The organism is Aristaeella hokkaidonensis (assembly GCF_018128945.1).
GTDB classification, from domain to species: Bacteria; Bacillota; Clostridia; order Christensenellales; family Aristaeellaceae; genus Aristaeella; species Aristaeella hokkaidonensis.
Window position 1 is genome coordinate 392,162 of sequence record NZ_CP068393.1, and the last position, 24,789, is coordinate 416,950.

Annotated in this window: 32 protein-coding genes; 2 read left to right on the forward strand and 30 right to left on the reverse strand. The window is 45.2% G+C overall.

Features of this window, described 5'->3' with window-relative positions; all coding sequences use genetic code 11:
- Nucleotides 1-36 precede the first annotated feature (36 nt).
- Together JYE49_RS01715 and JYE49_RS01720 are read right to left on the reverse strand one after the other, a co-directional pair.
- Nucleotides 37-561: a GNAT family N-acetyltransferase gene (locus JYE49_RS01715; protein ID WP_283399268.1), complete on the reverse strand. Its 525-nt coding sequence runs from the start codon at nucleotides 559-561 to the stop codon at nucleotides 37-39.
- A gap of 46 nt (nucleotides 562-607) precedes the next feature.
- The gene (locus JYE49_RS01720; RefSeq protein ID WP_093955764.1) at nucleotides 608-955 is read right to left on the reverse strand and encodes a pyrophosphatase-like OB fold-containing protein; all 348 of its coding nucleotides are present in this window, start codon (nucleotides 953-955) and stop codon (nucleotides 608-610) included.
- 430 nt (nucleotides 956-1,385) lie between these two features.
- Here JYE49_RS01720 and JYE49_RS01725 point away from each other — a divergent pair, with 430 nt between their 5' ends.
- Nucleotides 1,386-2,507 carry a peptidoglycan-binding domain-containing protein gene (locus JYE49_RS01725; RefSeq protein WP_283399269.1) on the forward strand — a complete coding sequence of 374 codons (1,122 nt, stop codon included), beginning with the start codon at nucleotides 1,386-1,388 and terminating at the stop codon, nucleotides 2,505-2,507.
- Nucleotides 2,508-2,590: 83 nt separating this feature from the next.
- On the opposite strand, the gene JYE49_RS01730 is transcribed toward JYE49_RS01725, so the two are convergent.
- The 8 genes from JYE49_RS01730 to JYE49_RS01765 all read right to left on the reverse strand — a co-directional run bounded on the left by JYE49_RS01730 (nucleotide 2,591) and on the right by JYE49_RS01765 (nucleotide 8,547).
- A complete protein-coding gene (locus tag JYE49_RS01730; RefSeq protein WP_093955766.1) occupies nucleotides 2,591-3,079 on the reverse strand; it encodes a GNAT family N-acetyltransferase in 489 nt (162 codons plus the stop codon).
- A gap of 311 nt (nucleotides 3,080-3,390) precedes the next feature.
- Nucleotides 3,391-3,945, reverse strand: a complete 555-nt coding sequence (locus JYE49_RS01735; protein ID WP_093955768.1) for a radical SAM family protein — start codon at nucleotides 3,943-3,945, stop codon at nucleotides 3,391-3,393.
- Nucleotides 3,946-4,000: 55 nt separating this feature from the next.
- On the reverse strand, nucleotides 4,001-4,489 hold the full coding sequence (locus JYE49_RS01740; RefSeq protein ID WP_093955769.1) for a P-loop nucleotide/nucleoside kinase family protein: 489 nt from the start codon (nucleotides 4,487-4,489) through the stop codon (nucleotides 4,001-4,003).
- An 86-nt stretch (nucleotides 4,490-4,575) separates the two neighbouring features.
- Nucleotides 4,576-5,631 carry a DUF3795 domain-containing protein gene (locus JYE49_RS15190; protein WP_093955770.1) on the reverse strand — a complete coding sequence of 352 codons (1,056 nt, stop codon included), beginning with the start codon at nucleotides 5,629-5,631 and terminating at the stop codon, nucleotides 4,576-4,578.
- Between the two features lie 152 nt (nucleotides 5,632-5,783).
- A complete protein-coding gene (locus tag JYE49_RS01750; RefSeq protein WP_143754420.1) occupies nucleotides 5,784-6,101 on the reverse strand; it encodes a hypothetical protein in 318 nt (105 codons plus the stop codon).
- A 144-nt stretch (nucleotides 6,102-6,245) separates the two neighbouring features.
- Complete coding sequence (locus JYE49_RS01755) at nucleotides 6,246-6,908, reverse strand: HAD family hydrolase (protein ID WP_283399270.1); 663 nt, start codon at nucleotides 6,906-6,908, stop codon at nucleotides 6,246-6,248.
- Between the two features lie 27 nt (nucleotides 6,909-6,935).
- Complete coding sequence (locus JYE49_RS01760; RefSeq protein ID WP_093955772.1) at nucleotides 6,936-7,535, reverse strand: YdcF family protein; 600 nt, start codon at nucleotides 7,533-7,535, stop codon at nucleotides 6,936-6,938.
- A gap of 124 nt (nucleotides 7,536-7,659) precedes the next feature.
- A complete protein-coding gene (locus JYE49_RS01765; RefSeq protein ID WP_093955773.1) occupies nucleotides 7,660-8,547 on the reverse strand; it encodes a LysR substrate-binding domain-containing protein in 888 nt (295 codons plus the stop codon).
- Nucleotides 8,548-8,718: 171 nt separating this feature from the next.
- Here JYE49_RS01765 and JYE49_RS01770 point away from each other — a divergent pair, with 171 nt between their 5' ends.
- Nucleotides 8,719-8,928 (forward strand): hypothetical protein, encoded by a 210-nt coding sequence (locus tag JYE49_RS01770; protein ID WP_093955774.1) that lies wholly within the window; start codon nucleotides 8,719-8,721, stop codon nucleotides 8,926-8,928.
- A 230-nt stretch (nucleotides 8,929-9,158) separates the two neighbouring features.
- On the opposite strand, the gene JYE49_RS01775 is transcribed toward JYE49_RS01770, so the two are convergent.
- From JYE49_RS01775 to JYE49_RS01870, 20 genes are all read right to left on the reverse strand, one after another.
- On the reverse strand, nucleotides 9,159-10,319 hold the full coding sequence (locus JYE49_RS01775; protein WP_093955775.1) for a DUF4179 domain-containing protein: 1,161 nt from the start codon (nucleotides 10,317-10,319) through the stop codon (nucleotides 9,159-9,161).
- Nucleotides 10,312-10,836, reverse strand: a complete 525-nt coding sequence (locus JYE49_RS01780) for a sigma-70 family RNA polymerase sigma factor (RefSeq protein WP_179217148.1) — start codon at nucleotides 10,834-10,836, stop codon at nucleotides 10,312-10,314. Before JYE49_RS01780 ends, JYE49_RS01775 begins: the two co-directional genes overlap by 8 nt.
- Before the next feature lie 247 nt (nucleotides 10,837-11,083).
- Nucleotides 11,084-11,689 (reverse strand): hypothetical protein, encoded by a 606-nt coding sequence (locus JYE49_RS01785; protein WP_093955777.1) that lies wholly within the window; start codon nucleotides 11,687-11,689, stop codon nucleotides 11,084-11,086.
- A gap of 67 nt (nucleotides 11,690-11,756) precedes the next feature.
- Nucleotides 11,757-12,548, reverse strand: coding sequence for a nucleotidyltransferase domain-containing protein (locus tag JYE49_RS01790; protein WP_093955778.1), 792 nt, complete (start codon nucleotides 12,546-12,548; stop codon nucleotides 11,757-11,759).
- 163 nt (nucleotides 12,549-12,711) lie between these two features.
- Complete coding sequence (locus tag JYE49_RS01795) at nucleotides 12,712-13,095, reverse strand: VOC family protein (protein ID WP_093955779.1); 384 nt, start codon at nucleotides 13,093-13,095, stop codon at nucleotides 12,712-12,714.
- Between the two features lie 55 nt (nucleotides 13,096-13,150).
- The gene (locus JYE49_RS01800) at nucleotides 13,151-14,131 is read right to left on the reverse strand and encodes a phosphotransferase family protein (protein WP_093955780.1); all 981 of its coding nucleotides are present in this window, start codon (nucleotides 14,129-14,131) and stop codon (nucleotides 13,151-13,153) included.
- 12 nt (nucleotides 14,132-14,143) lie between these two features.
- Entirely contained in the window at nucleotides 14,144-14,755 is a 612-nt protein-coding gene (locus JYE49_RS01805) for an AAA family ATPase (protein ID WP_179217150.1), read from the reverse strand.
- Nucleotides 14,756-14,810: 55 nt separating this feature from the next.
- Entirely contained in the window at nucleotides 14,811-15,347 is a 537-nt protein-coding gene (locus JYE49_RS01810; protein WP_093955782.1) for a hypothetical protein, read from the reverse strand.
- Between the two features lie 109 nt (nucleotides 15,348-15,456).
- Nucleotides 15,457-16,506: a helix-turn-helix transcriptional regulator gene (locus JYE49_RS01815; RefSeq protein WP_093955783.1), complete on the reverse strand. Its 1,050-nt coding sequence runs from the start codon at nucleotides 16,504-16,506 to the stop codon at nucleotides 15,457-15,459.
- A 195-nt stretch (nucleotides 16,507-16,701) separates the two neighbouring features.
- A complete protein-coding gene (locus JYE49_RS01820) occupies nucleotides 16,702-17,454 on the reverse strand; it encodes an AAC(3) family N-acetyltransferase (RefSeq protein WP_093955784.1) in 753 nt (250 codons plus the stop codon).
- Nucleotides 17,455-17,475: 21 nt separating this feature from the next.
- The gene (locus JYE49_RS01825) at nucleotides 17,476-18,117 is read right to left on the reverse strand and encodes a phosphotransferase family protein (protein WP_093955785.1); all 642 of its coding nucleotides are present in this window, start codon (nucleotides 18,115-18,117) and stop codon (nucleotides 17,476-17,478) included.
- A gap of 48 nt (nucleotides 18,118-18,165) precedes the next feature.
- Nucleotides 18,166-18,540, reverse strand: a complete 375-nt coding sequence (locus JYE49_RS01830; protein ID WP_093955786.1) for a hypothetical protein — start codon at nucleotides 18,538-18,540, stop codon at nucleotides 18,166-18,168.
- A 330-nt stretch (nucleotides 18,541-18,870) separates the two neighbouring features.
- Complete coding sequence (locus tag JYE49_RS01835) at nucleotides 18,871-19,473, reverse strand: nuclear transport factor 2 family protein (RefSeq protein ID WP_093955787.1); 603 nt, start codon at nucleotides 19,471-19,473, stop codon at nucleotides 18,871-18,873.
- A gap of 272 nt (nucleotides 19,474-19,745) precedes the next feature.
- A complete protein-coding gene (locus JYE49_RS01840) occupies nucleotides 19,746-20,486 on the reverse strand; it encodes an alpha/beta fold hydrolase (RefSeq protein ID WP_093955788.1) in 741 nt (246 codons plus the stop codon).
- A gap of 49 nt (nucleotides 20,487-20,535) precedes the next feature.
- A complete protein-coding gene (locus JYE49_RS01845) occupies nucleotides 20,536-20,991 on the reverse strand; it encodes a GNAT family N-acetyltransferase (protein WP_093955789.1) in 456 nt (151 codons plus the stop codon).
- A 24-nt stretch (nucleotides 20,992-21,015) separates the two neighbouring features.
- The gene (locus JYE49_RS01850) at nucleotides 21,016-21,534 is read right to left on the reverse strand and encodes a nucleoside deaminase (RefSeq protein ID WP_093955790.1); all 519 of its coding nucleotides are present in this window, start codon (nucleotides 21,532-21,534) and stop codon (nucleotides 21,016-21,018) included.
- The gene (locus JYE49_RS01855; protein ID WP_093955791.1) at nucleotides 21,524-22,627 is read right to left on the reverse strand and encodes a GNAT family N-acetyltransferase; all 1,104 of its coding nucleotides are present in this window, start codon (nucleotides 22,625-22,627) and stop codon (nucleotides 21,524-21,526) included. Before JYE49_RS01855 ends, JYE49_RS01850 begins: the two co-directional genes overlap by 11 nt.
- 95 nt (nucleotides 22,628-22,722) lie before the next feature.
- On the reverse strand, nucleotides 22,723-23,133 hold the full coding sequence (locus tag JYE49_RS01860) for an ASCH domain-containing protein (RefSeq protein WP_283399271.1): 411 nt from the start codon (nucleotides 23,131-23,133) through the stop codon (nucleotides 22,723-22,725).
- Between the two features lie 71 nt (nucleotides 23,134-23,204).
- Nucleotides 23,205-23,915 carry a glutamine amidotransferase-related protein gene (locus tag JYE49_RS01865; RefSeq protein WP_093955792.1) on the reverse strand — a complete coding sequence of 237 codons (711 nt, stop codon included), beginning with the start codon at nucleotides 23,913-23,915 and terminating at the stop codon, nucleotides 23,205-23,207.
- A 46-nt stretch (nucleotides 23,916-23,961) separates the two neighbouring features.
- On the reverse strand, nucleotides 23,962-24,741 hold the full coding sequence (locus tag JYE49_RS01870; RefSeq protein ID WP_093955793.1) for a sugar phosphate isomerase/epimerase family protein: 780 nt from the start codon (nucleotides 24,739-24,741) through the stop codon (nucleotides 23,962-23,964).
- Between the last annotated feature and the right edge of the window lie 48 nt (nucleotides 24,742-24,789).

Sequence of the window (24,789 nt, forward strand, 5' to 3'; positions counted from 1 at the left end):
CTCTCATAGTTAAGAAAATCAAAAGTTAATGTTCCATTACACGCCAGAAATGGTCATACTCTCCCATTCTTCCCTCAATATAGAATAACACAACGTATCGCTCTGATCTCTTGCGTGCTTTCGAAGCCTGCCCTCTAATGTGAAGGCACATTTCTCCAATACCCGGGTACTTTCAGCATTATGGGAACGGACCCAGGCCGCAATCACCGCCAGGCCCAGTTCAGAAAATCCATAATCGACCATGCGCTTTACTGCTTCTGTGGCAAATCCTCTGTTACGATAATCTGCCGCGATTGCGTATTCCAACTCCACATAGCCCTCGTACCGGTTCATGTCTCCCAGACTGATGAAACCGATCAATTCAGTGCTTTCGCGGTGAATAATCGCCTTGAATTGATCGCCCTTAGCCCAGAATTGTATAGCTTCCTCGGCATCCTGAATGGATTCGAGAAATGCCACACCGCTTTTGCGAAGTGTTTCATCCCGGCATAATTGATATAGCGCCGGGGCATCACTTTCCTGCCAGTTTCGTAATATCAGATGCTTAGTTTCAATCATCATACTCTTTTAAGTTGTTCCTCCAACATATGATCCGACAAACAGGAATTTATCGACGTATCAAAACGCCTTTCATATACTGCGTTTCATTATGCGTTTTATATACTTCCATCTTTTCCTCTTCTGTACAGCCAATCAGTATCTTGATCTCAGAGTCCCGCTTCATCAAATCGACAATGCACATGACGGCATCGACTGTTTTCTTGCCGCTGCCGACCCATACGTCAATTCCTGCTCCGTCCATAGAGGAAGTGTTTTTCAGATAACCATAGTCAACCCGATATATGAAATCCGGGAATCTTGGATGGGCAGATCCTTTTGGTCTGTCGATGACAATTTCGGAAGTGTTCACCAGCTCATCCAGTGCATTCCAGAAATCCTCATTATAATCATTCATTTTATTTTCCTCCGCCAGATTCAGATTTGCCACAGACGATAATATCGAAAGGTAATGTATACGCTGAAAACGATCATACCAAAGCATGTGTTTCCAGTCAAACTGAAGCAGGCGAGGGAAGTTTTTTCCATGGAAATACAAGGCCGAATATGTCAAAGCCAGAATGGATTTTCCCTGCCTCCTTTGCTTCTGCTATACACTGAAAGGGATAGATCAATTGTGAAATGTTAAATTTTGCAACAAATACTATACAAATTTGCAACATAATGTTATAATCAGAACGGCAAATAACGGGATTGTTCTATAAAACACACGGCATTTTCACAAGCTGGAAGCCACATATATATGCTTGAGACATTATCCGGATAAATCAATGGGGGTGCAGCAGCTGACAGGCTGACGGGAGGAAGACAGTATGACCAATAGTTTTATGTTCAGAAACAAGATGCTTCGTTTCCTTTTGATCCTTTCTTTATGTATATCCATGACTGTGCCGGCCCTGGCTTATGAAGGGACAACCCTCTATAATGGATGCAGCGGGGAAGAAGTCCGGGTAATGCAGCAGGCGCTGATTGATCTGGGCTATCTCGAAGGAAAGGCTGACGGCAAATATGGCGATAAAACCGAAGAAGCTGTTCGAGCATTCCAACGCAAAAATGGTTTGACACCCGATGGCCTGGCTGGAAAAGACACCCGTTCACTGCTGGAATCGGCACGGAACGGCAGCAGTAAAGCTGCAACAGGGAATGCTGCCAAACCTTCGGCATACAACGAGGGGACCCTCTATAACGGATGCAGCGGAGAAGAGGTTCGTGCAATGCAGCAGGAGCTGATTGATCTAGGCTATCTCGAAGGAAAGGCTGACGGTAAATTTGGCAATAAAACCGAAAAAGCTGTTAAGGACTTCCAGCGCAAAAACGGCCTGACCGAAGACGGCCTGGCCGGAAAGAAAACCCGGTCGGTACTGGATTTGGTGTATAAAAGAAAAAATTCCCCTAAGGAAATGACGGCTGCCCAGATCCAGGTATACGATGAGAGGGAGGGAATCGACTGGACTCCCAAGGAGAATAAAGCCCGGCAGATTCTGAATGCGGAAGGTCACAGCACTGACGGACTGAACTATATTGAACATTCCTTTGCTCCGAAGGGAGGCAGTGCGCTCCCGTTCGATTATTACTCGCTGAGTTTCTACAAATCCAAGGAAACCAGTGTATACGACTGTACGTATGCCGTTCATCTGGATCCTAATGGAAAGCTTGTCCTGATGGACACCGAGGATTTCGGCGGAAAGAAGCTGACGCATATAGACGATCCTGTTGCCGGGGATGTGAACAATGATCTCATGAACAAGGCGAAAGAAGAAATCAAGCGTTTCCTGAAACGGTACGGCTATTCATCTTTGGTTAAGAAGGTCAGCAAGCTGAAAGTGAGCCAGATCTCCGTTTCGAACGATAACGAGGATATTTATTACACATTCAGTGAGGCATTCATGATCCGCGTCCGGGTTGCACCAACCCTCCGGATCGATTACTTCTGTTATAATGGACAATAGCCTGGAATACTTTCGGGCCCGCTGCGCACAGCAGCGGGCCCGGTTTTATTGGCGGGAAGAAGAAAAATAACGTCCCCTGTCTCCTATAAATTAAACTCAAATATGACACCGTCTTCCTGCTTGTTTTCGTGCCCGGTGTCGGTTTTTGTTACCACGCCGCCCATTCGCTGATAGAACTGCATGGCATTCTCATTGTGAGGACTACAGTCGCAGGCAAAACGGTTGATCCCTTTTTCCTGACAGTAATCCTTCAAAATGGCGAAGGCCTGTTTTCCAATCCCTTTGTGTTGATACTCTCGCAGCACATACAGGGAACGCAGCCATATCCCGGAGCCAGCATGCTGAAAAATGAAATATCCGATATCAGCGTCACCGTATTTAATCAGATATACCGTGAAGGATGGATTTGAAATCTTTTTCAGATCGCGCTGTTGATGCCAGTCATAGTCGAAATCATCAATGACCGCATCCGGATAAATGCCCCGATACGTCGTATCCCAAATCCTCTGCCGAAGCGTACTGATGGCTGCCGCATCACTGGCTTTTGCCGGGATAAATTCTACGTTCATCATATCTTCTGTTTGAACCGTTCAATAGGAAAACGGTTCTTTTGCAGTAATCTTTTAAGTTATCTCTCCAACATATATTCGTGCAAACAGGAATTTGCAGGGTTCCTGGCAATGGTTTATGGACGGTATGTTCTGATGATTTCAAGAATATCTGTTTCATAAACGTTTCCGTTCAGGACATCACCGTTTGCGTCGAAGGATATTGTTTTGATATTCTTCGGATCTTCCTCATAGGGAGAAACAGGCGCGGCGTTATCATCAAAGTATTCCCGAAGATATTTGAGCGCGTTCCCTGACGGAAAGATCACATTCCCCTAATTCAGCGGGATATGCAGAGGGTCGAATGCCCGGATGATCTCCTTTGTTTTTTCATTGTAGGGATTTTGATCTCCGGGGCTTACCAACCACGCGGGCTGGAGCTTGATCGGAATACCGGAATCAACGGCGCATTCGGCAAAAAACATAACCGTATCGAGAGGAATGGTTTCCTGATGAAACGCGTCAACGGACAACAGCAGAGCATTGACTCCGCTGTCGGCCAAACTCAACGCGACAGTTTTGATCTTGTCTTTATTCTTTGAGAAAAAACCGTTTGTGATTACCTGCCTTTTAGCGACTCCCAGACTTGCTGCGGTTTTGTGGATTGCGCAGACTGTATCGGGATAAAGCAACGGTTCTCCGCCAAACGTCATCACCGTCGAAATCTCGTAAGACGAACAGATCTTTCGTACGGCTTCTGCAGCGACCGTTTTGTCGATATGTTCCGTAAAGCCGTCATGATTGCCTTCCGAGCAGTGCCTGCATTTTCCTGTGCACGCCATTGTCACAACAAATTCGATTTTTTCCAGGTTCTTTATATATGGATTCATTATGCGTTTTACTCCCCAAATACCGATTTGGTTATTTAATCCATAAAACAGGAATTCAGCGATTCAATTCATACCATACATCTATCTCGGCTTTATCAGGTGTTTCAAACATTGAAAGCAGCTTATTCAGCAAACCTTCATCCATATAAAAGTCTGAACCGCCATTTCCTTCTTCGATTCTTTTATTGCGCTCTTCTATATTTCGATTCCAGGTATCATCATCGATATCAATATAATGCCATTCAAAGCTTATATCATATGATTTTAAGTATGCTGAAATATCTGCCCTGTTTTCTTTTGTCCAGAATCCCCAATCCAATATTACATTAGCACCTGCTTTACAAATTTCCACAGCTTTCTTTTTCAGATAATTATTCACACGCTGAGCAAATATATTATAAAATTCTCCTTGCTCATTATTAATCAAATCATAAGTAACCTCATCTGTAGATAGAATGACCGCATTGTATTTCTCTTTAAGTGATTTTGCATAGTATGATTTACCACTGCATATTTTTCCGCATATCAAATATACTTTTCCCATATAGTCTCTCCATAATCAATAAAGTCAAAATGGTTCCTCAGAAATCTCATCAAAAGGAGACAGAGAACCGTTCCCTGTGTCCTGCGTCATTTCCTGTTTTGTTCCAGTATTTCCAAACCCTGTTCCAGGTTTTCTCCAAGGACCTCCTGAATCTTTTGGAAATCGTTTTGCTGGTGCAGCCTGTCAAGAACCGCAGCCAGTTCTGTTTTGCCATGCTTCCGGATAAACAAAGCCATGGCTTTTATGGCGTTTATATCTTTCTCCGCATAGAATCCCTTCCGGCAGCCGGACAGTTCCTCACATCCCCAGCATCCGTCCAGGCCTTTCTCCCTGCAGCAGGCAGTGTTTGGGCATACGCCGTCAGGAGAACAGGTCGCGTAGGAGCAGGTATTATATGCCGTCCTGCATCCTCCGCACCAGTCCTTCAGAAAACAGTGATTGCAGGACAGGCCGCAGTACGCAATGGGATCCACACCCTTTCTGGCCTTCTGGCACAGCTTGTTTTTGATGCGGCACATTGCCTCAATATGCATGATCCAGTGTCGGCTGAAGGGCATCTGAATCAACCCGCGAATATCTTTGCCGCACCAGTAATCGATCAGCCAGAAGGCATCCTCGTCATTGCTGACACAACGGCTGCCGATCAGCCTTTCCCGATCCGCATCGGAGAACTTCCGCTTCAGATCCTTGTATTCCAGTTTTCCCAGCAATCCATTTGTCGATTCCATAACAGCCCTGCAGTATTCAAATACCGCTTTCACATCAAGCTGCTCTGAAAAGTGCGCAATTTCCGCGCCTTTCAGTTCATTGCCGGTAGTAATGAGCGGACTCTTTGTTTTTTTCAGCCAGCCGTCTGTAAACAGGACCTGGTCATCCTGAGCGATCAATGTATGGGCGACAATATCCTCGATCCGGAAGATGTGCCACATGGAATAAGCCAGAGTCTTGCTGTGATATCCTTCAGCCCCGGCAAACGGCATCTGGTAAAACGCTTCCGCCGGAAATGTCTTCACAATGGATGAGATCTGCCCGAACAGTTCATCTCTTAATTCAAACAGGACGTCCAGTCCTTCCCGGAAACTTGCTTCTTTTCCGATCAAAGACTGCATTCTTTTGTTCTTTTCAGCCCAGTCCTTATTCATCTGATACCTCTCCGTTTCATAATGATTCTGTTATACGGCAGATACTCAAACTGATAGAGATCCAGTATTCCAGGTAAATCGTTCTTCATGGTCAGGACTATCAAAGACTACAGCGCTATGATAAGGCTGGGATAATCATAGAAATATCACTATTATTTCTGTAGTTTCCCTTTGATGATCTCTTTTGCTTCCTCATACACAGCGCATTTCTCGTATCCTTTGGTAAGCGTTGTTTTTATATGGAATGAGTGGCTTTCGAGACGATAAGGATAACCGCCTCCACCAAGAAGCCGTCCGATATGTTTTTCTCCCAGGTAAATCTCACATGGGGTAATGGCCGCAAAACCATATTCACACTCAAATCCGATGAAGTCCCTGCATTTGGGACAAAAGTACATGAAATTGGCGCTGATCGGGATTACATATTCTGATTTGCAGCTGTTACAAACAATCTTTTTTGTGTATGTCATAACTTCTGTATCATTCTTTCTGCCTGTGATCAGACTAAGGATGCTTTTCATTATTGATTCTCCAATAGAGTTAACATGATCAATAATCTTCCGAGATTTCCCTCCAATAAATGTCCAGACAAGCCGGCATTTGCCCAAAACTCTTCAGAATATGGACAGCAACTCTGACAAGTTATTCACTTCATATCCGGGGGTCTCACAATCTCCCTGAATATTCCAGTACCTTCCGACTCCTTGCCTGATCCAGACCGTTTTCATTCCCATCTGCTTTGCCGGGACAATATCATTGTCAATACGGTCTCCGATCATGACGGCCTGTTCCGGCGTGCAGCCGGCCCTGATCAAGGCGATGTTGAAGATCCGGGGATCCGGTTTTGCGACACCTTCCTCAGCCGATGAGACAATCACATCAAAATACCGGCGAATCCCCATTTCTTCCAGCCTTTTTTCCGCTCCGGGGATCTGATTTGCGATGATTCCTAGCTTATACTTTTTCTTTAGAATACGGAGGCACTCCATGGTGTCAGGATACAATTCCTCATACAGGGGAGACCATTCGGGATAATCTACGCCGAGAAGACGGATCACCTCCCTGTGGCCTCTTTTGTTCTGCTTGTAAAACCCGATCGCCCGGGTTTTGACTTCTTCTACAGACACACCACCTGCTACAGCTATTTTTTGAAAGATGTCATCATATACTTTGGTTTCGTCTACCAAAGTGGAGCCAATATCAAAAAACAGCCATTTGACGCCGTCCATGTACTCCTCCACCGATCTTGTTTTTTCTGCCTGCAGCTGTGTGAACATGACCGCTTCTCCGGCAAATGGGATTTGTCATTTCAGATAATTCTTTATATCCACAACGAACTGATTTCCACAGCGGGTAAGTTCTCCAAGAACACGATCTATTCCTTCCTCGGTGGTATACCAATTGTCCTTAGTAATATTATAGCAGTGAACCGGCCGCACGATAAAGGATACGTCAGGGAAAGCCATTTGATAGAGCATTAAGCAACGTCGTGCGTGAAATGCCTTGCAAACAATCATGGCGGTTTTGACTTCCAGGCCTTTCTCATCAATGACTACCCGGGAGAGGAAGGCATTATCGCGTGTGTGTCCGGATTTGTTCTCACCGATGACAGCAGAAGCCGGCACTCCATTTTTGAGTAAAACATCTGTGAAGAACTCGCAATCAGAATGATAGTCGCCGTCGTAGATCTCTGCTTTTGAACGAACGCCGGGCCATTTGTCCCGTTTAACACTGACTCCACTGGAAGGGATTATCCATTTAGCATAGCCTTCCCGATAAAGCAACGCAGCATATTCCGGCTGCTCAGGGTGTGAGCCTCCGGGAAGAAAGATGGCGTCAACTTTTTGTAATTCATCATCAACAAAGATGTATTTGGAAATATCCGTTATGATTCGGCTCTGCATATTATTCCTTTCGACAAATCCTGATTTGCCTCAACTGATAAAACAATAGTGAGTTTGCCTTTATACGTATGAAGCAATCATACTAAAGCATCTGTTTCAGAGAGGGAAGACTATGCGGGCAGAGTTATGAATCCTGTATGGTTTCCACCAGCAGATTAAGCAGCTGACCTATCAAAGGATTGGATTGAGACTGCTTCCGGCAGACAAACAAGATTTCTGTTTCCAAACTGTTTTCAGCAACGGTTCGATACCATATATCCCGGATAACCTGGACCATGGAATGGGGAAGAAGCGCAAGACCGATTCCGGACTGCGCCATAGACAACGCTGTCCTGGCATCGTCACAAACGGCCTGGATGGAAGGCAATATGCCCTGATTGTTGAAAGTGTTGTGCAGAAAGGGTTCATACCTTCGATAGATGATCAGCGGGTAATCTGCCAATTCACCGAGCGTGATATCTCCTTTAACACAGAAATCATCGATGTTGCCGACCGCAATAAATGATTCCTTCCGGAGCGGGTGAACATCCAATCCGTCCAGCCGGAGGGGACTTCGCAATAACGCACAATCCAACATTCCCTTCTCCAGTCTTTCCCGCAGCCTGAATGAAGTGGCATCGGATATTTCAAAAACCAGATTCTCATCTTCTTCATGAAGCCTCGTCAGAACGGGATTCAAAAGAATGGATGTTGAAGGCGTCACGCCGATACGCAGCGTTTTTTTCTTTCCCTCTTTTGATACCTCCCTGGAGACAGCTCTTTCCAGTGACAGCATAGTTTGGGCCCGCTCATATAACAGTTTTCCGGCGGATGTCAGTTCGATATTCTTCTTTCCCCGAAGAAAGAGCGTCACACCAAGCTCCTGTTCCAGCATTTTCATATGGTAGCTCAATGGCGGCTGGGACAGATTCATTCGCCTTGCCGCTTCACTGATACTTCCTGCATCAACCACTTCCCGGAACATGCGCAGCTGCCGGATCTCCATTTTATTGTACCTCCTGAATTCATCCATATAAATATACTATGGATAAGAACCAAAAACAATATTTTACAGATATATCACTCTTCGTTATAATGCCATACGAAGAGAGCGACAGGTTCGCGGGATCCGCCGGCCCTGCGGTCATCCCAAATGTATCGCTGCTCTTCCTGAGAGATTCACATAAATGAGGAGGAAATAAATATGAAAAAGAATCTTGAAATTGCTGTTATAAATTTCTTCGGTATCGCTGCGCTGATTGGTCTGCTCGATCTGCTTGCTGCCCGCTTCAGCTTTGCTGCTTTTACGCAGATCTTCAACAGGCCCGGCCATATCGCCACTGTCTGCGTATTGGGACTAATCCTGGCTGTCGGCGCCTTCTTCCGTACCCGCAGCAACAAGCAGGATGCATGACGGCGTTTGCCACCATTCATTAACAGGACCGGGATTTTACCCGGTCCTGTTTTAATTCAGCACAACGGAATCCGGCATGGTTTCATCTGCCATGTATCATAAAAGCACCGGCCAGTCTCGGGCTGGTGCAGACGGATTAAAGAAAGCTTTATAAATGTCGTGCGGTTAATAATGCCATGAAATGAAGAAGTCTGCTGACTCATTGAGTCAGCAGACTTGGGACAGAAAACTTATCCATTATCAGCAGGTTCTGTATAGGTATCTGAATAAACATGCACCGCGGACTCTCCAATGCGGACACCCAGATCGTCCGGCAGTGTTTCCAGGTTCAGCATGGCGCCCCATTCCACTTGCGGCAGCTGATCATAATTAAGGATACCGCTTTCCGCCATGCCCCATTCGATCTCGTTTCCGTCCCGATCCTGGAATTCAATCTCATTGGAGAAATAGGCATCTTCGAATCGATAACCATCCCGCAGTGTGAAATGTCCTGTAACATATGCTCCTGCCACGGTCAGTTGGGCAGTTACCGAATTCAGCGTTAGACCGTTTTCAAAATCAAAAGGCGTTTCAGGCAGATAAGTCTTTTCAGCAATCGGGGCATGTACGGGTAAGGTGATTTCGAAGGTGTCTTCCCAGCAGTTTAATTCCTTCGGATGATCCACAACTTCCTCCATTACACTCCTGGGTTCGACACTTTGTGGATCATACTGTGTCACGATGAAATGGAGCTTTACAGGCAGGGTATCCCCAACTTTCAGACTGTTCAGCGATGCCATGTAATAGGATACACAGTAGCCGTTTTCATCCCAAAGAGCGTCTCCCATATCTTCGCCATCCTGGTATTCTTCCGGCACATACATGGATATACTGATCCGATAGAAGGGAAGGTTCAGGATATGCGCCGCATCCAGCCAGCGGGTATCAGAGGGCAATCCCCATTTATCAGCCAGAGCTTTGCCGTTTTCACCGTTGGCGCCTACAGCATCAAATATTTCCTCGCTGATGACAGCGGTGCTGCCGTCGGTCATGTGAGAGGTGGCTGAACAAAGAGCGATGTGTCCGTCAGTCATAAGTTCATTCACAGTGAATGTGACAGGGCCGACCTGATAATCTTTGTGTTCGGTTGCCTTCAGGATTTCCTGGGCTGTTTTTGGAATTTCAAAGCTGTAGAAATCCGTCCAGCCAAGCAGAATGCTTGCGGCAAAAGCTGTAATGCTGAGACACAGAACAGCGATAACAATAATGAATGTTGCAGATATTTTTTTCACAGGCTTTTCCTCCTCGCCGGAAGCCATGATGCGCTGGGCAAGCCAAGGGTCGGGTTTCAGGCCGGAAAGCTGACGTTCGACGGAGTTATAGAATTCATCAGCCGATATCTTCTTATTCATCCAGCTCCCTCCCTTCCAGCAGGCACTTAAGCCTCTCGCGTCCCCGTTTCAATCGACCTGATACAGAAGACTGGGCTATGCCTAAGGCATCAGCTACCTCATTGACTTTCAATCCCTGATAATAATGCAGAAGGATCACTTCACGCAGTTTGATCGGAAGTTTCGTAATGGCTATCGTTAACTCTTCATCGTCTTCATCTGTTTGAACTGCTTCATCCGGCATCATTTCCGGAGTAACCCCGTGGTTAAAGAAGCGAAACCAACCTGAGTGGTTGATGTTGTAGCAAGTATTAATGGCAATCCTCATAATCCATGTTTTCTCGCTGCTCTCATGCCGATACGTGTCCAGGTTCTGATATACCTTCAGGAAGGTATCCTGTACGGCATCTTCCGCCAGTGTCTTGTCACAAAGATAGAGATAACACATATGAAGCACCGGTTTCTGATACTGGTCCACAAGCTTTTCAAACTTCAGATTTCGATCCGGAGCAGTGTCTGGGCCCACAACATTGCTCACGTGATAATCACCTCCTACATACATTCAGACAAATGAGAGAAGAAAAATATCGTATGTGTGAAAGAAATCCAATTATGTCCACCAGATACCTTTACGGATCACTAAAGAAACGATCGTAAATCACACAATGCTTCCGACGCTGATGATTGTTATGTGTTTTTTGATTATGACATCATAACAGCCGGAAAGATGCAGATATAGAAAGAGACAGGGAAGTGCTCCCTGTCTCCAGTCAGAATTTCCGGAATTATTTGCCGAAGTGCCTGTATGCCAGAACCCCGATGGGGAGAAAATAAGCGCACCAGCATACCAGGGCAATCACTCTGCCATTGCTGGTTTCTCCGTTCGCCATGCCGGTGATTATTCCTGTCATCGGCATGATAAAGCAACCGATAAAGAAGACCCCATGGATCATCATCAGGTATTTGAGCCATTTTTCTTCCTTGCTGCCTGCCTGTAATGACAATCCGATAAAGAAAGTGGAGAGGGCCATCATGCCATACCCCAGAAGATCATAATTGAAAAGCAGACCGCCCCGCCTGAAGTCCAGGATGCGCAGCGCGTCCTCGCTTAACACGCCAAGCTGCACACTGGTTGTCTGGGCAAAGTATACCAGGAAGATCAGCACGGCATAGACGGCAGAAAACAACATACCGATCATGGAGACGGCTTTCCGGTCATCGGCACTTTCGTGATGAAAGCCCGCAGCCATCATGATATAGCCTATCGGCAAGAACATGCAGACAAGGTATGAGCCAAAGGTAAAGTTTATGATCAGGCACACAGCAAAAAGGAAAACGGTAACGGCAACAATGGCCGCCCCGATCTTCGGTACTGTTTTGTTCAGATTCATCTGCAGTTGCCTGCTTTGTCAGAAAAATCAAAGTCGATGTGCTGCCACAACCATCATTTCGCAGCATTTATTTAAGATCTTTATAATATTCATACAGCATTTCCTGCGTGACAGGGACTTCATATCCTTCGAGTTCTTTATATACCAATGCCGTCAGGTTGATAAGCCTTTTCCATAATTCCGACGGGCTTTCCCTGGTGACATAAGTACTCCGAATCGCTGCTTTTTCAGTTTCCGGCAATCTGTCGATTTCGCGGTTCCGTCCGCTCTCCAACCTGTAACGGTCGCCCAGCAGATCAATATACAGCGCCCTGGCTGCATCCATTTCCCCAATAGCCCGGAAACAGTTCCCGCGGCGAATCGCAACAGCGGCATGCATCAGGAAAAACCAGACGACATTACGTGCTTGTTCCATATCCTTCTTCTGCTTATCACCGTAAATCCTGTCATCCATCCACTCCAGCGACTGCACCATTTTTTCCTCCACAGTGCCGGAATGGTCAAACAGGACCTTGAAGGCCGGTTTCCATGCCGCTGCGTGTTCATACGTGCCGTATCCGATGTCAATTTCCAGAAGATCGGATAAGAGGTAATTCTGGAGATGCCTGGATTCATCCTGCTTGAAAAATGCCAGTTCATATTTCGTGGAGATCTCACGGCGCATATATTCCATGACTTCAGACATGGATTCGCCAGAATCCAGCGCAATCACAAAATCCAGGTCCGAACGTTCGTCATGAAACCCGTTTGCACCGGATCCTACCTGGACCAGCGAGACTATTTTGTCGCACTGACTGGCAACTGAAAGGATATAATCAAAGGCGTTCTGCCTGTCCTGCACGCTGAAAACCATACACATTGCTTCGATTCCTTTCATAAATACTCGATTTATCAACAATCGATTCACTTTAAAGGTTTGTCTTGTCACAACAAGTTCTGCATAAGTGTTATTGTTTTATCATTCTGACTTCCACAATTGGGGAACCAGTCCTGATTTGCTTACAGCTAATCAATTCCCAAACTTAAACAGTCAGTTCAATCAGATTGTCCTCGACAGCCACAATACAGGACTCATAATAGCCATCGCCTGTTGTCCTGGGCCCACTGACAATCTCATAGCCATCGGCTTTCATCTGAGCAGTCAGTTCATTAACCTTTTCTTTACTTCCCACAGAAAAAGCAATATGGGAATATCCCGACCGGTCCGGTTCCTTTTTGGGATCCGCCATGCCGGGCTTATTCATGATTTCAAGCCTGGAACCATCATCGAAAGAGATAAAATATGAGCGGAATCCGGTTTTTTCATTATGGTATCCGTTATTGGAAGTTCCGCTGAAATACTTCAGAAAGAAATCCCGGGCCTTTTCCAGGTCGGCAACAAATATTGCTGCATGATCAATTCTCATCTGAGTCTCCTTCCACAGACTGTCTTTTATTCGTTATTTCGTGATACAAGATCCGTCAAAGAAGCTTAAATGCCATTTCAAACATTTCTTTTGAGTCAATTGCGTTTCTGATGTAAGTGGGATTATCCGGTTCGTACCGGACGTATTTTTCCACTTCTTCAATCAGCGCAAGATAGCAAACCGCAAGAGCGTACCTGATCTCTGTTTCCTCCGTCAGAAGGATTTTATCCTGAGCCATCTCGTTATAAATATCCAGTTCTTTCTGCTTGGCCGAAAGGGGCGCTTTGGGCCCGGGACCAAGTGCTACAAAATCAGCAACCGGATCCCCCCAGAATCCACGCTCCGGATCGATCCAGCATATTTTACCTGTCTCCTCATTGCAGAGGATATTGCTGTCCCACAGGTCAAAGTTTACCATCCTGCAAGGCGCTGCGCGGAGCAGCTTTTCATATTTATCGATGAATCTTACAAACTGCTCTCCATCGGGGGTGTCGTGACCAAGACTTTTGCAGTCAGCGACCAGCATGAGTGCCATGTTTTTCAGGGCTTCATACCATGAAGGCATAAGTCCGGTCTGGATATAGCCGTATCCGTCATTTTCAATCCTGTGTATTTTAGTAAGCATGCAGATTTTCTGCTTTTGAACCGCTTCATATTCCTGATCGGAGAAGCCCATCTCCCACGACGGCTTTCCAGGCATCATCTCCATGATAAAACAGTTACTTTTTATGATTCTTTTTGAAAAATCAGACGCATAGATTTCAGGGCAGAGGATGTCTGTCTTTTCATGCATCCGGGAATACCAGAAGACTTCTGATTCCATCATGTTTTTTTCATAACTGAGGACTTTTGCGTCCGCTGGGGGAGCAATCTTTAACACAGAGGTAACACCGCTATCACAGGTTACCTTGTATGCCGCATTGAATTCTCCATTTCCCAGGACGGCTATATCAAGTATATTTCCCATTTTGTGAAAGGAGAACAATGCTTTAATCTCTGCTTCCGAAGCTTCATACTTTGTTTTACTGATGATCATCTTATCACTTCCTCATATATTGAAAAATCGCTCAATTTTGATTGCCATTTCTACAGGGGAACCTATATCTTTTCTTGAAAAACTCTGAAGATCAAACTCCTGAGCATCTTCATAAAATGCGGTTATAGCTGCGGCTCTTCTTATTTCGACCCTTCGCTTTTTTTCTTCATCAGAAATGCCTTCTGTATTCATTATGGCCGTCAGCATTCCATTATGATCGCCTCGCCCAAAGAAATCCTTCTCACACATATCCCGATCTACGGTAAGATAAACTATATGATCACGATCTGCCACTAATAACAGATAGCTTATATCTATCATTCCTTCAAACAGCACAAGATCATGTTCTTGCGAAAGTCTGTTCAGATCTTCAATGATCAACGGCGTCTGCTCCGATACAACACCTTTTTCCCAAGCTACCATTTCACTTAATGACCAGTCCCAAAAGGAAGATGCATCCATTGTCATATATTGATGCTTTGCTTTGTCAGCATGCTTATAATATTCAAATCTTCTGTCATCTCCACTAAAATAATACATATTATTTCTTTCAGCCAATAGTTTTGCAACTGTCGTCTTTCCCGCACAAGGGCAGCCCAGTATGAAGAACACATTCCTATTCACTTCGTACAACTCCTCAGTAGTAATAATTTGTCCTGTTTTTTGCCCGAGAGGAAGATCATATGTATTTCTGTATTACCTTATCGCTCCATATATGAGCTTCTATATACCTTTCCGGTCCATACTTTCCATCATCATTCCAGTCCTGCGGCATGCCATATTTCTTTATTATTTCCAGAATTTCATCATACATATAGACTTTTTTCCTGTACTCTTTGCCGTCATATACACTATCACTAAATGTAGGCATTGAGTCACCATAAGTAAATGACACTGTCCGCAGGTCAAATTCCTCTACCGGAATTTTTATATATCTACACTCTTCAAACCATGTTGATAACCATGGACTGAATTCCAGAACCATATAGTGAGGCGAATCTATCTCCATTATTCCGCCTTTTTTTGCAAATGCATCCCGAAACATTCGCTCGCAATTATGTCGATATTGCACGTATTTATCATGTCTGGATGCGCATTGAGACTTAGGGCGTTCTGCTTTTATCCTCTCAATAACTTCTCTGGCTTCATCCTGAGATATAGAAGTCAGACTTTTAAACGGACCTGACCTGGCATCATAAAAATGATATAAAAACATACTTTTCTCCTAAACAGCCAAACAACAAGTTTCCGGGCTAAAGCATCAGCTCTGCAAATTGCAATTTGTTGATCGCCATACAACTCAAAAAATCACACTAAACCTATTGTTACAAGAGATCCCGTAATTCCGGATCGGCGTTCTGCAGGAACTTTTTCACCTCGTCCATGGCTGTTATCCCGAAAAGATCATGCGCATTGGTCCTTTCTGAATCGCGCACGTATTTTACCATGTTCGCTGCATAGTTCGGTGCGGCGTCAAAGTCACGGGCAAGGGACGTTGCTCTCTTAATGGACTCTACCGCTTCCTTCCGCTTCCCGGAATTATACTGAAAGATCGCCAGGAAGGAATAGAAAACAACGATCATTTTATCAAGGAATCCAGGTTCCTTTGTTTTTTTCAGACCTTCCAAAAAGGGAATGATCCATTGCATCATTTCCATGCCAGATTCATTGTCACACTGAGCGTTAAAGAGCATTGCATAGCCGACCACAACCTGGATAAGCGAGCTGATCGTCCGCAGGAATCCATCTTCCAGATAATCATTCGCTTCCTCCCGATCTCCTCCATGGGAAAGCAACTCGATTCCGATCAAATCATTAAAGATGGCACCGGCGTTGTTCGCTTTCAGCAGTTCCAGCGCTTTGTCCGTCTCGCCCAGCATCTCATGCATCTCAGCCATCATACCGCCGATCGTGGATTCGTTCACCCGGGGATCCGTACATTGAGACACCAGCAGCTTCGATTTCTGCAGCAGTTCAATGGCCCGATGAAGCCAGGGTTCCTTTTTTGTCTCTGCACCGAAGGTGTAGTAAAGGTGCGCGCCTGCAAAGACTACATCAAAGGAATGTGGGTATTTCCGGATCGCTTTTTCCGCCTCCGAAAGCATATCATAATCCCGGTTGTTGCTTGCCTCCCACAGCCGGTCGACAGTGGCACCAAGCCGATTGTCCTTCATCTGATATCCCAGCAGCATGTCCACGGAAACGTCAAAGAAATCCGCCATTTCCATGATGAGCTTCAGTTCCGGCAGAGACGATTTTGATTCCCATTTATAAACCGCCCCCGCCGACACTCCCAGCACTTCAGCCAGCTGCTCCTGGGTCAGCCCGCGCTGCTTCCGATATGCCCGGATGTTTTCTGCAATCCTGGTTTCCATTTCCCGGCTCCCTTCAAGTATTATCTAAATATTATACAGTGATACCGCGGCGCTTTAAAGATACGGGCATTATAATTTTACGATCAATTACTCTACCACTGGTATGTGTAACGGATGAAAAACAGTCGGGACGATGAAAAAAACCGGCATTTCTGCCGGATGAAGGATTTGAAAAGGGAAGCAGCCTGTATTGATTCATTTCAGGCCCCATAAACCAAATGGATCGCGAAGCAGCTCATCCCTGTATATTGATACAACATCCAGGATATCGAAGAACATGACTTTGCATGGTCCGATATGGGTCTCCTGAATGAGCCCCCTGTCATAGGCCATTTGCTGTATTGTATACCAGGCTTTCACCGGCGGATGCCCGGCTTCAGTCATCCATTTGTCTGGCGGGTAGACGGACAGGATTTCTTCAGTAGGAGCAAACATATCGTTAATTTCTTTGGGAGTGGCGTCCTCCATGTAGTGCATGGCTGTGAGCTTGTAGATATCCACGCCAAAGAGAAGCGCTTTCCCGCCGTTATGAATGGGATAGCTCAGGCCGCTCCGAGCGGCTTCCTCACCATGTTTTCCCCAACCGGCGGTACTGAGCGTATCCCTGCCTGCATATGTATCAGGCAGCTGGCGAAATGTATCTGCTATGATGCCCATCGCTGTTCTGGGAGTATCCGAATCAAGCAGTTTGATTTTGACAGTCATGCCCATTTTGCGGTCTTCTTCTGTCAACTCATATTTCGGACTCAGCCGGAGGGCTGGCATAAAGATACTCCCATCGGGCGTTACGATCTCTTTCAGCGTATCGATCAGGGTCATTGCTCCGCCTTCCAGATGGCCGAAGCTGCTGAGTGAACTGTGAACTTCCAGCACCATGCCGGCGTTCACTCCCAGATTGATCAGCGCATCCTTCAATTGCTGCCTGCTCACGCTATTGGTTTTATCCATGAGCCTTCCTCCTGCACCCGATTAATCCCGGATTATTTGAATCACATCCAGATATGGCCTGATATCTTTTATAGAGTACCCCAATTTTGCCAGATACTGACTTTGGATTCTGCTATTATCATGCAATAAAAAGTATGTTCTTGCAACGTCATACAATGCCGGACCCCTGCATACATTCATCATGTCAATAAGCACTACATTTTCATGCTCATCGACCATCACATTGTTAAGATGATAATCTCCATGAATAAAGGCATTACCATCATCCAAAGCATTGATTTCAGCAAGCGTTTCCGCATCTGTAGCAAACACTTTCAGGAAGTCTTTATACGAGATGGCTTCATCTGCACGGTGTTGCAATAACTGTTTATGAAACCCGACAAATCTATCCATCCACATATTACATACAGGTTCGCTTTGCCCGGCCATTTTCTGAGAAAGCATTTCTCCGGAAATCCGGTCATAAACAATCCCTTGCCGATCGCCTTCCATAACAAGCTTATGAGCCCTGGGCGTTCTTATTCCTAATGTCCATGCCATCGCCGTATTGCGGAACTCATGTTCAATATATTCCGCCGGATAGTGGGAATAAAACAATTTGCATACCAGATTATTCCCATATTCGTATATTTCTGCAGTGTTTCCTTTTGCTATCAGTTTCATGCCTCAGATCACCGCCAAACGCCAATTGCCGATTGTTACAATACACCTTCAGACGCCAAGACCCGCGAGGAGAAAACAGATTGATGAAACCGCGGACATAGGAGTCATGATGTACTTTTCCTTTTTGCTGGTCGAAAAGAAATTCATCACCGTATTGCCAAGAAAGAAAACAGCGAAAACAAAGCAAATGATCTTTGTCACATTTTCACTGATAAAGCAGGGCAGGGTTCCCGACGCAGCGAGCAGGATATAAAGCGCAAATATCTGCACCGCGAGCTGACTTGCGGCAACGGGCTTAAGCTTCCGAGGCCAGACTTTATATCTTCCACCCATTGTCAGTTCTCCAAGGGGAAGGCCGTATAAAAGAAGAATGCTGAGTATGATCACTGTTGCAAGCAGCAGTGCGCCAATGTAAATATGCATGATAATAAAATCCTCTCTTTTATATCTATTTACTCATCTTTCCTGTATATTCTATTCCTCTTTTAAAACTATCGATACATAATTCAAGATTTTCCTTTGTAGTCGTCCAGGAGCATATGCTTGTTTCCTTCCATGAGTTCGTTTGGCATTACAACGTTTGCGGGGGGGGTGTTTCTCTTATCAGAATGTCTGAAAAATACGGAACGGCTTCCGGAAGATCATATTGTAATTGCTGATACATTCAGGCTCGATGGATTCGTTCTGAATCATGAACTGTTTCATACGCTCAAAGAGCTTCAGAGTATAACAGAAAGAGGGGATGGTGACATATCAAAACAACCATGAAAGACCGAACAGCAGCAGACTGATTATCATCACCAGGACAGCGATCCAGCAGCCAACCACATAGTTTGAATTCACGTTGTTGATGAACTGGAGTTTGCTGATATACCACATACCGGCCTGTTCTTCCAGTGTGCCTGTAATCCTGATCGGAAGACGAAAAATGAAACGATCAAGTCTGATTATTCCTCGCAAGACAAAGTACAGAGCGCTGCCTGCCCGGAAAAGTGCGGTTTGTTCTGTATCAAGCGTCAGTTGCCCCCAATAGCGCCAGTCACCCTGGAGCAGGTGCCGGGCTTCTTCCCGGCCATGGAAGATCTCATTCGGGTTGGTTCCCAGAATGAGCATATTGTCTGTCAGCATAGTCTCATCCATGCAGGCGTCTGCCTGTTCGGGATCCCGTTTTTCGTAATAAGCTTTCAGAAACTTCAGGGGACGGAGGGCTGCTTCACGCAGTTCTTCGGGGAGCGTTTCGCCGGTGATTTCATGCGGGTTGGTTCGTTCCCGCCGCCCTTCCAGCCAGATGTGGATAAGGAGATAAAGCAGAATCACGAAAAAGAGTATAAAGAGTCCGCCTGAAATGTATTTCATTCATATCACTTCCGTTTTCATAATTGCTACCGTCTGTGCCAATCATATAATGAAGCAGAATGTTCATCATTTGAGGGTGCCAAAGGTATTGACCGTATTATAAAACAGCACAGTTACGATTGAAAGACACCTATGGTATTGATAGTATATGTATTTAATATACCAACAGTATGACTGCTAAAAGTAAAACAGGATAGGGAAGGACGCTTCACTTACAGATAAACAAGGAGACAGAGAAAAAAATACTCTGTCTCCTTGTTGCTTTATCTGCTTCAATTCACTGAAGATAAAAAGTCCAGAATCCTGCCGTTAATGTCATCTATCTGCTCCCCAACAAAGTGCGGCCGATGTCCGCCACCGATTACCTTGTAAATCTTTGCTGAAGGAACTTTTTCCTGCAATTCCTCACAAGTGCCAAAGGGATCGTTCTCCCCGTTGATGAAAAACGCCGGGCAGGTAATGCTCCTCCACTCGGCATCCGTCAGATGGGGGCTTTGCTGCCAGTCAGCCACGGTGTTTCGCAAGTATGTCTGCCAGTCGCCCCGGTGCGCCTCATAATGCCTGACTTTCATGTCCTCGATGAAATCCGTGTGACCGTTCTTAAGCAGATTCTCCGGCAAAAAGTCGTTTGCTCCTTCCGGCCGGGGATGAGCGGCTCCTCCGATGGTAACCAGGCTCTTAACTTTATGCGGATACTTTGCTGCCATGTGGCAGCCTACATAGGCACCACAGCTATAACCAATGATATGCGCCTTGTCGATTCCCAGCTTATCCAGGAACATGGCCATATCGTCTGCAACCATTCGACTGTTCCAGGTCAGATCATCACACAGGGTTCGTCCGTGACCGCGGAAATCAGGAAATAAGCACCGATATTTCCCGGAGAAGGGAATGATCTGTCCGGAGAAAGCCAGCAATCCCCGGCTGAAATGACTGTGCAGAAACAATACTGTTTCGCCCCTGCCAAATTCCTCATAGTACAGATTCAGATCGTTGAGTTTTGCGTAAGGCATATGATTATTCGTCTCCTGTTATCCTTACTATTTTGAAGCATACCGGGATCTATCTTTCCAAAATAAAACGATATACTTTCACATTCCCGTCCATTTCAACAGACTGGATAGCAAAGCCGCATTTTTCCGTATAGAACCGGACATTTTCGCTTTTGTCTACCGGCGTCACCAGCGTGAATCTCTTCCAGTCCTTATAATATGCTTTTGCGAATTCCATGGCAGCTGTCCCGATACCTTTGCCCTGGAATTCCGGAATGACACACAAACATCCGACTTTATAGGTTCCGTCATCTATCTTTTTGCATGAAACAGAGCCGACCGGCTTGCCGTCAAAAATGATCAGATGCTTTGGATAATCAATGATGGACTGCTCCATCATTTCCCTGGTTCTTCCGTAGGCGGGGCATTCGCCGTATTTCAGATAATCGCTGTAAAACGCAGCATTATAAATCTCTATCAGTAATTCTGCGTCCGCTACTTCAGCTTTCCTGAATTTAATGTCCATCAATATACCTCTCAAACTACAGATCTACCGGTTGTTCTTTTTTACTTCATCCATTTCAGCAATCAATTCTTCCAGTGGACGGTATTCACCGCCCCACCATTCAAACACATGCATGCCTTCATCTTCGAGTACGGATTCTTTCAGCGTCATCTGGATTCCCAGCTGCTTAAGAAGTCCTTCACGATCCACCGCCTGATAATCAAACGGCAGCAGTTTACAGAACTCTTTATACGAAACACCGCACACAACCGTATGAACGCCAAGGGAGGCTATTGCTCCCAGACATCTCTCGCACGGTGCACAGCTGGTATATAAAACAGACTTTTCCAGAATATCATCGGAATACTTATTGGCGCATTTGTGTACCAGATTGAATTCCGCATGTCCGAAGATCCGTTTGGCAAAGTCGGCAGTATTTTCCGCCTCCTCCAGGATTTTTCCATCATAAACAAGCACGGCACCAAAGGTATCGTGTCCCTTTTTTCCTGAACTGACGGCCAGTTCATAGCATCTTTTCATATACTGTTCATGATTATCGGACATGGTATTCCTCCCTGATAACAATCCGTTCCTGAATATGAGTCATCCTTTGGGGGTTGTATACAGCCCTGCCTGCATATACCGTTTCCACGTGACGGAAACCGGCTTCCAGATATATTTTTTCCGGACGTTCTCCGTCCGGCCAATGAAAGGCTTTCCGGATACCGCTTACTTTACACCACTCCACATAGTGATAAGTTAAAGTTTTTCCGGCACCTACATTGCGATGCTGCTTTGAAACCAATACATAGTTTCCGCGGCATACTTTGCTGTCAGTAAGACAGTACAGAACGCCTATCGGTTTATCTTCAAGGTAAGCCACCCACAAGACTGTATTTGGATCATCCAGGGATTTTCTCAACACTTCTGTTTCCCATGGTTCTTCAGCCTCAATAAAAACCTGTTCAAAAGATGGATCCCAGCTTTGGACATTCCGGACAACAAGGCCTTCATTCGGCGTTATGCGATTCTCCGCCATCAGAACCATAAACTTCTGTTCCTCAATCCAAGAATCGAACCCTTCCTTGGTCAGATCATCCTTTATTTCCGTAAAATATCCGTTATCGCGTGCTGACTGATAGATCATCGGAGTCAGTCCTTTTTCCTGATAGAAGGCAAGGATATCTTTTAAAGTGTCTGACAGATTCCTGATTTTATCCCGGAAGATAACCGCGTGATTCGAATCATAGGAATCTTTATTTTGTGTGTTGTAAAACAGGATTCCATACGGCCGTTCCTCGTAATTGGTAAAGCTCCTGGGGAAAAGGTCCTCCAGCATAAAGCAGTCCTGTAAATTCATCTTGCTTCTGGAAAACCTGATAAATTCATAGGGCAAACCCATATCTTCAGAATACTTGCGGATTTCAGCTTTTTCGGCGTCACTCATTTCATCGTAGAAAGGACGGTCCGATACTTTGCGGAAGATCTGAACGTCATCAATCCTGAGCACATCACCCCAGGGGGCCAGGTACGATTCTCCAACTTTATATTTTCCAACTTCTTTGAATACCCTTGTGGTATAGCAATATCCCTGTTTGTTCAGCCAGTTTTGAACTGACTCATATTCATGTTCCGGGAATGTTATTTTTTCCAACATACAGAAACTCCTATTATTCTAAACATTTCTGCATTACTACAGCATCTTTTCATATACTGTTCATGATTATCGGACATGGTTTTCCTCCGAAGATATTAATCTGTGCTTTTGTTCAATTTAGTCAATTCGATACCCACAACACCGTACTTTTCGATCTGCTCTTTTGTGTAATAGAGGAGCATATCGTCTGGATCCGCTTTTTCATTTTCCCTGTATCCAATGGATTGTTTGTCATGGTTCTCATATAGTTCGGAGAAATCTGAATACTTATAGATGTTTATCACTTTACAGGACAGCTTTTCCTGATTTGATGTATTTGTGAACTCAATGATATCATCCACCTTAATCATTGATCTTTTTTCGTCATTAAGGCGCATTTCAATTGTTTTCCAGCCCTCTTTGATGGAGTGAAAAGAATCGTCCCATAAGTTCATATAGTGTGTCATTTTATCTCTTCCCATTCTATCCACTTTGAAGTGATACTTGTCAACACAGACCTTTTTCAAACAACCTGATTTCCTTGTGTGTTCAGACGGTTTTAAATGATTCATATTCATGTTCCGGGAATGCTATTGTATCATACGAAAGCGCTTCTGCCTAAAACAGCCTTTACGAATGAGTTAATAATCCGGTAAGGTCCGTTTCCCCTGAAATCCAATTGGGGAATAAAAAGCGTTCCGACAAAAAACGGATGTTCTTTTAATTCGAATCCCCTGAGATATCCATTTTCAGTTTCAACTACAGACGAAATCATTTTGCTGCTTTGAAAGGCATTGCGATAGGCTTCATTAAACCCATAATTGCAGCGGTATTCACCGATGAATCTTTGTCCGTCTATTGTTCGAGCGAGGATTGAACTGGAATCAGGTATCTCAAGTTGTTCCTTTTTCCTCACTAAGGTGCATGACAGTTTTTCAATCACGGTGTCTGTACATTCCGGATCATTTTCTTCGCTGTCTGCATGATGCAAACCCAATACATTACGTGCGAACTCAATAACCATATGCTGAAAACCGGCACACGTACCCAATGCGGGCACCTTATTCTCCCTTGCATATTGAATTGCCGACAAAACATTGTTTACATCCTTATAAGGACTTCCCGGGGAAAACCAAAACCCGTCAAAGTGTTTTAAATAAGCAACAGACACATCCAAAGTATCGCTCATTATCCATTGAGCTTCAAGTTCGCCCTGGATTTCTGCCGCTGCATCCTTTATGGACTCTATGATAAGGCGATGGCTTTCCTCATTTAGATTATAGTCACCTATAACAGCTATTCTTTTCACTCCCTGCCTCCAAACAAAAGCTCATGGGGAACTTGAATCATGAAATTCACAACAGAAGCTGTTCCAGCCATTTGGCTCTTTCGCAGGCCAGTTGCAGGAAATCCCAAATCCCCAGATGCGTATAGTCCCAGTTCATCGGCTCCAGGGTTATCGCGCTGGCGTATCCTGTTTTCCTCAGCTTTTCCGTAACTGAAAGCCAGTCTATATTACCGTCAAAAGGCAGCCGATGCTGGTTACGGGGTCCTCCGTTATCCTGAAGATGCAGTGCCTTGAGCCGGTCTCCATATAACGCCAGCAAGTCTATACCGGCTGCATAGTTGATATGATGACAACTGTCATAGCAATAACCAATATGCGGAAACTTTACGCGGTTAAGCACGGCGACCAGGTTATGGACATTGCGAAGATTTTCAAACGCAATCTGAACATCCAGTTCTCCGGCATGGTCAATGATTCTGTCCAGCCTGTCGTTGCCGAGCCTGTCGATCGGGGATGTATCATCAGGCAGGTGGATCACAACTGTCGGAATATGATGCTTGTGGCAGTCATCGATACATTTCAGATAATCGCTGAACAGATGCTCTCCCTGCAGATTGTCTGATGACAGATCGTTCTGCTCATGAACGGGAGCGTGCATATTCTCAACAAGCAGGCCAGCATCCTGCGCCAGATCGGCGTCTTTCTCATAGCCTTCGCCGCGACCGAATTTGTCGCTCCACCACAGCATTACACAGTCGAACCCGGCAGCTTTGATCAGTTTGTATCTTTCACTAAAGGGTACATCATACCCGGCTCCATAACCGAAACAGTCATAAATTCCTGTCATTGAACTGTACCTTTCCCACAAACAGGCGAGCTGATATCAGCTGCTGTA

Bases quoted from the DNA above. Each gene is read 5' to 3' on its own strand.
- JYE49_RS01800 (WP_093955780.1), bottom strand. From the start codon at position 14,131: ATGATCATCAGTAAAACAAAGTATGAAGCTTCGGAAGCAGAGATTAAA.
- JYE49_RS01835 (WP_093955787.1), bottom strand. From the start codon at position 19,473: ATGAAATACATTTCAGGCGGACTCTTTATACTCTTTTTCGTGATTCTG.
- JYE49_RS01770 (WP_093955774.1), top strand. From the start codon at position 8,719: ATGAAAAAGAATCTTGAAATTGCTGTTATAAATTTCTTCGGTATCGCT.
- JYE49_RS01715 (WP_283399268.1), bottom strand. From the start codon at position 561: ATGATGATTGAAACTAAGCATCTGATATTACGAAACTGGCAGGAAAGT.
- JYE49_RS01830 (WP_093955786.1), bottom strand. From the start codon at position 18,540: ATGCATATTTACATTGGCGCACTGCTGCTTGCAACAGTGATCATACTC.
- JYE49_RS01735 (WP_093955768.1), bottom strand. From the start codon at position 3,945: ATGAATCCATATATAAAGAACCTGGAAAAAATCGAATTTGTTGTGACA.
- JYE49_RS01725 (WP_283399269.1), top strand. From the start codon at position 1,386: ATGTTCAGAAACAAGATGCTTCGTTTCCTTTTGATCCTTTCTTTATGT.
- JYE49_RS01740 (WP_093955769.1), bottom strand. From the start codon at position 4,489: ATGGGAAAAGTATATTTGATATGCGGAAAAATATGCAGTGGTAAATCA.
- JYE49_RS01775 (WP_093955775.1), bottom strand. From the start codon at position 10,319: ATGAATAAGAAGATATCGGCTGATGAATTCTATAACTCCGTCGAACGT.
- JYE49_RS15190 (WP_093955770.1), bottom strand. From the start codon at position 5,631: ATGAATAAGGACTGGGCTGAAAAGAACAAAAGAATGCAGTCTTTGATC.
- JYE49_RS01810 (WP_093955782.1), bottom strand. From the start codon at position 15,347: ATGTTTTTATATCATTTTTATGATGCCAGGTCAGGTCCGTTTAAAAGT.
- JYE49_RS01790 (WP_093955778.1), bottom strand. From the start codon at position 12,548: ATGTGTATGGTTTTCAGCGTGCAGGACAGGCAGAACGCCTTTGATTAT.
- JYE49_RS01855 (WP_093955791.1), bottom strand. From the start codon at position 22,627: ATGTTGGAAAAAATAACATTCCCGGAACATGAATATGAGTCAGTTCAA.
- JYE49_RS01730 (WP_093955766.1), bottom strand. From the start codon at position 3,079: ATGATGAACGTAGAATTTATCCCGGCAAAAGCCAGTGATGCGGCAGCC.
- JYE49_RS01795 (WP_093955779.1), bottom strand. From the start codon at position 13,095: ATGAGAATTGATCATGCAGCAATATTTGTTGCCGACCTGGAAAAGGCC.
- JYE49_RS01870 (WP_093955793.1), bottom strand. From the start codon at position 24,741: ATGACAGGAATTTATGACTGTTTCGGTTATGGAGCCGGGTATGATGTA.
- JYE49_RS01850 (WP_093955790.1), bottom strand. From the start codon at position 21,534: ATGTCCGATAATCATGAACAGTATATGAAAAGATGCTATGAACTGGCC.
- JYE49_RS01840 (WP_093955788.1), bottom strand. From the start codon at position 20,486: ATGCCTTACGCAAAACTCAACGATCTGAATCTGTACTATGAGGAATTT.
- JYE49_RS01755 (WP_283399270.1), bottom strand. From the start codon at position 6,908: ATGTTCACACAGCTGCAGGCAGAAAAAACAAGATCGGTGGAGGAGTAC.
- JYE49_RS01815 (WP_093955783.1), bottom strand. From the start codon at position 16,506: ATGGAAACCAGGATTGCAGAAAACATCCGGGCATATCGGAAGCAGCGC.
- JYE49_RS01845 (WP_093955789.1), bottom strand. From the start codon at position 20,991: ATGGACATTAAATTCAGGAAAGCTGAAGTAGCGGACGCAGAATTACTG.
- JYE49_RS01720 (WP_093955764.1), bottom strand. From the start codon at position 955: ATGAATGATTATAATGAGGATTTCTGGAATGCACTGGATGAGCTGGTG.
- JYE49_RS01820 (WP_093955784.1), bottom strand. From the start codon at position 17,454: ATGGATAAAACCAATAGCGTGAGCAGGCAGCAATTGAAGGATGCGCTG.
- JYE49_RS01750 (WP_143754420.1), bottom strand. From the start codon at position 6,101: ATGACATACACAAAAAAGATTGTTTGTAACAGCTGCAAATCAGAATAT.
- JYE49_RS01760 (WP_093955772.1), bottom strand. From the start codon at position 7,535: ATGCAGAGCCGAATCATAACGGATATTTCCAAATACATCTTTGTTGAT.
- JYE49_RS01765 (WP_093955773.1), bottom strand. From the start codon at position 8,547: ATGGATGAATTCAGGAGGTACAATAAAATGGAGATCCGGCAGCTGCGC.
- JYE49_RS01825 (WP_093955785.1), bottom strand. From the start codon at position 18,117: ATGAAACTGATAGCAAAAGGAAACACTGCAGAAATATACGAATATGGG.
- JYE49_RS01785 (WP_093955777.1), bottom strand. From the start codon at position 11,689: ATGAATCTGAACAAAACAGTACCGAAGATCGGGGCGGCCATTGTTGCC.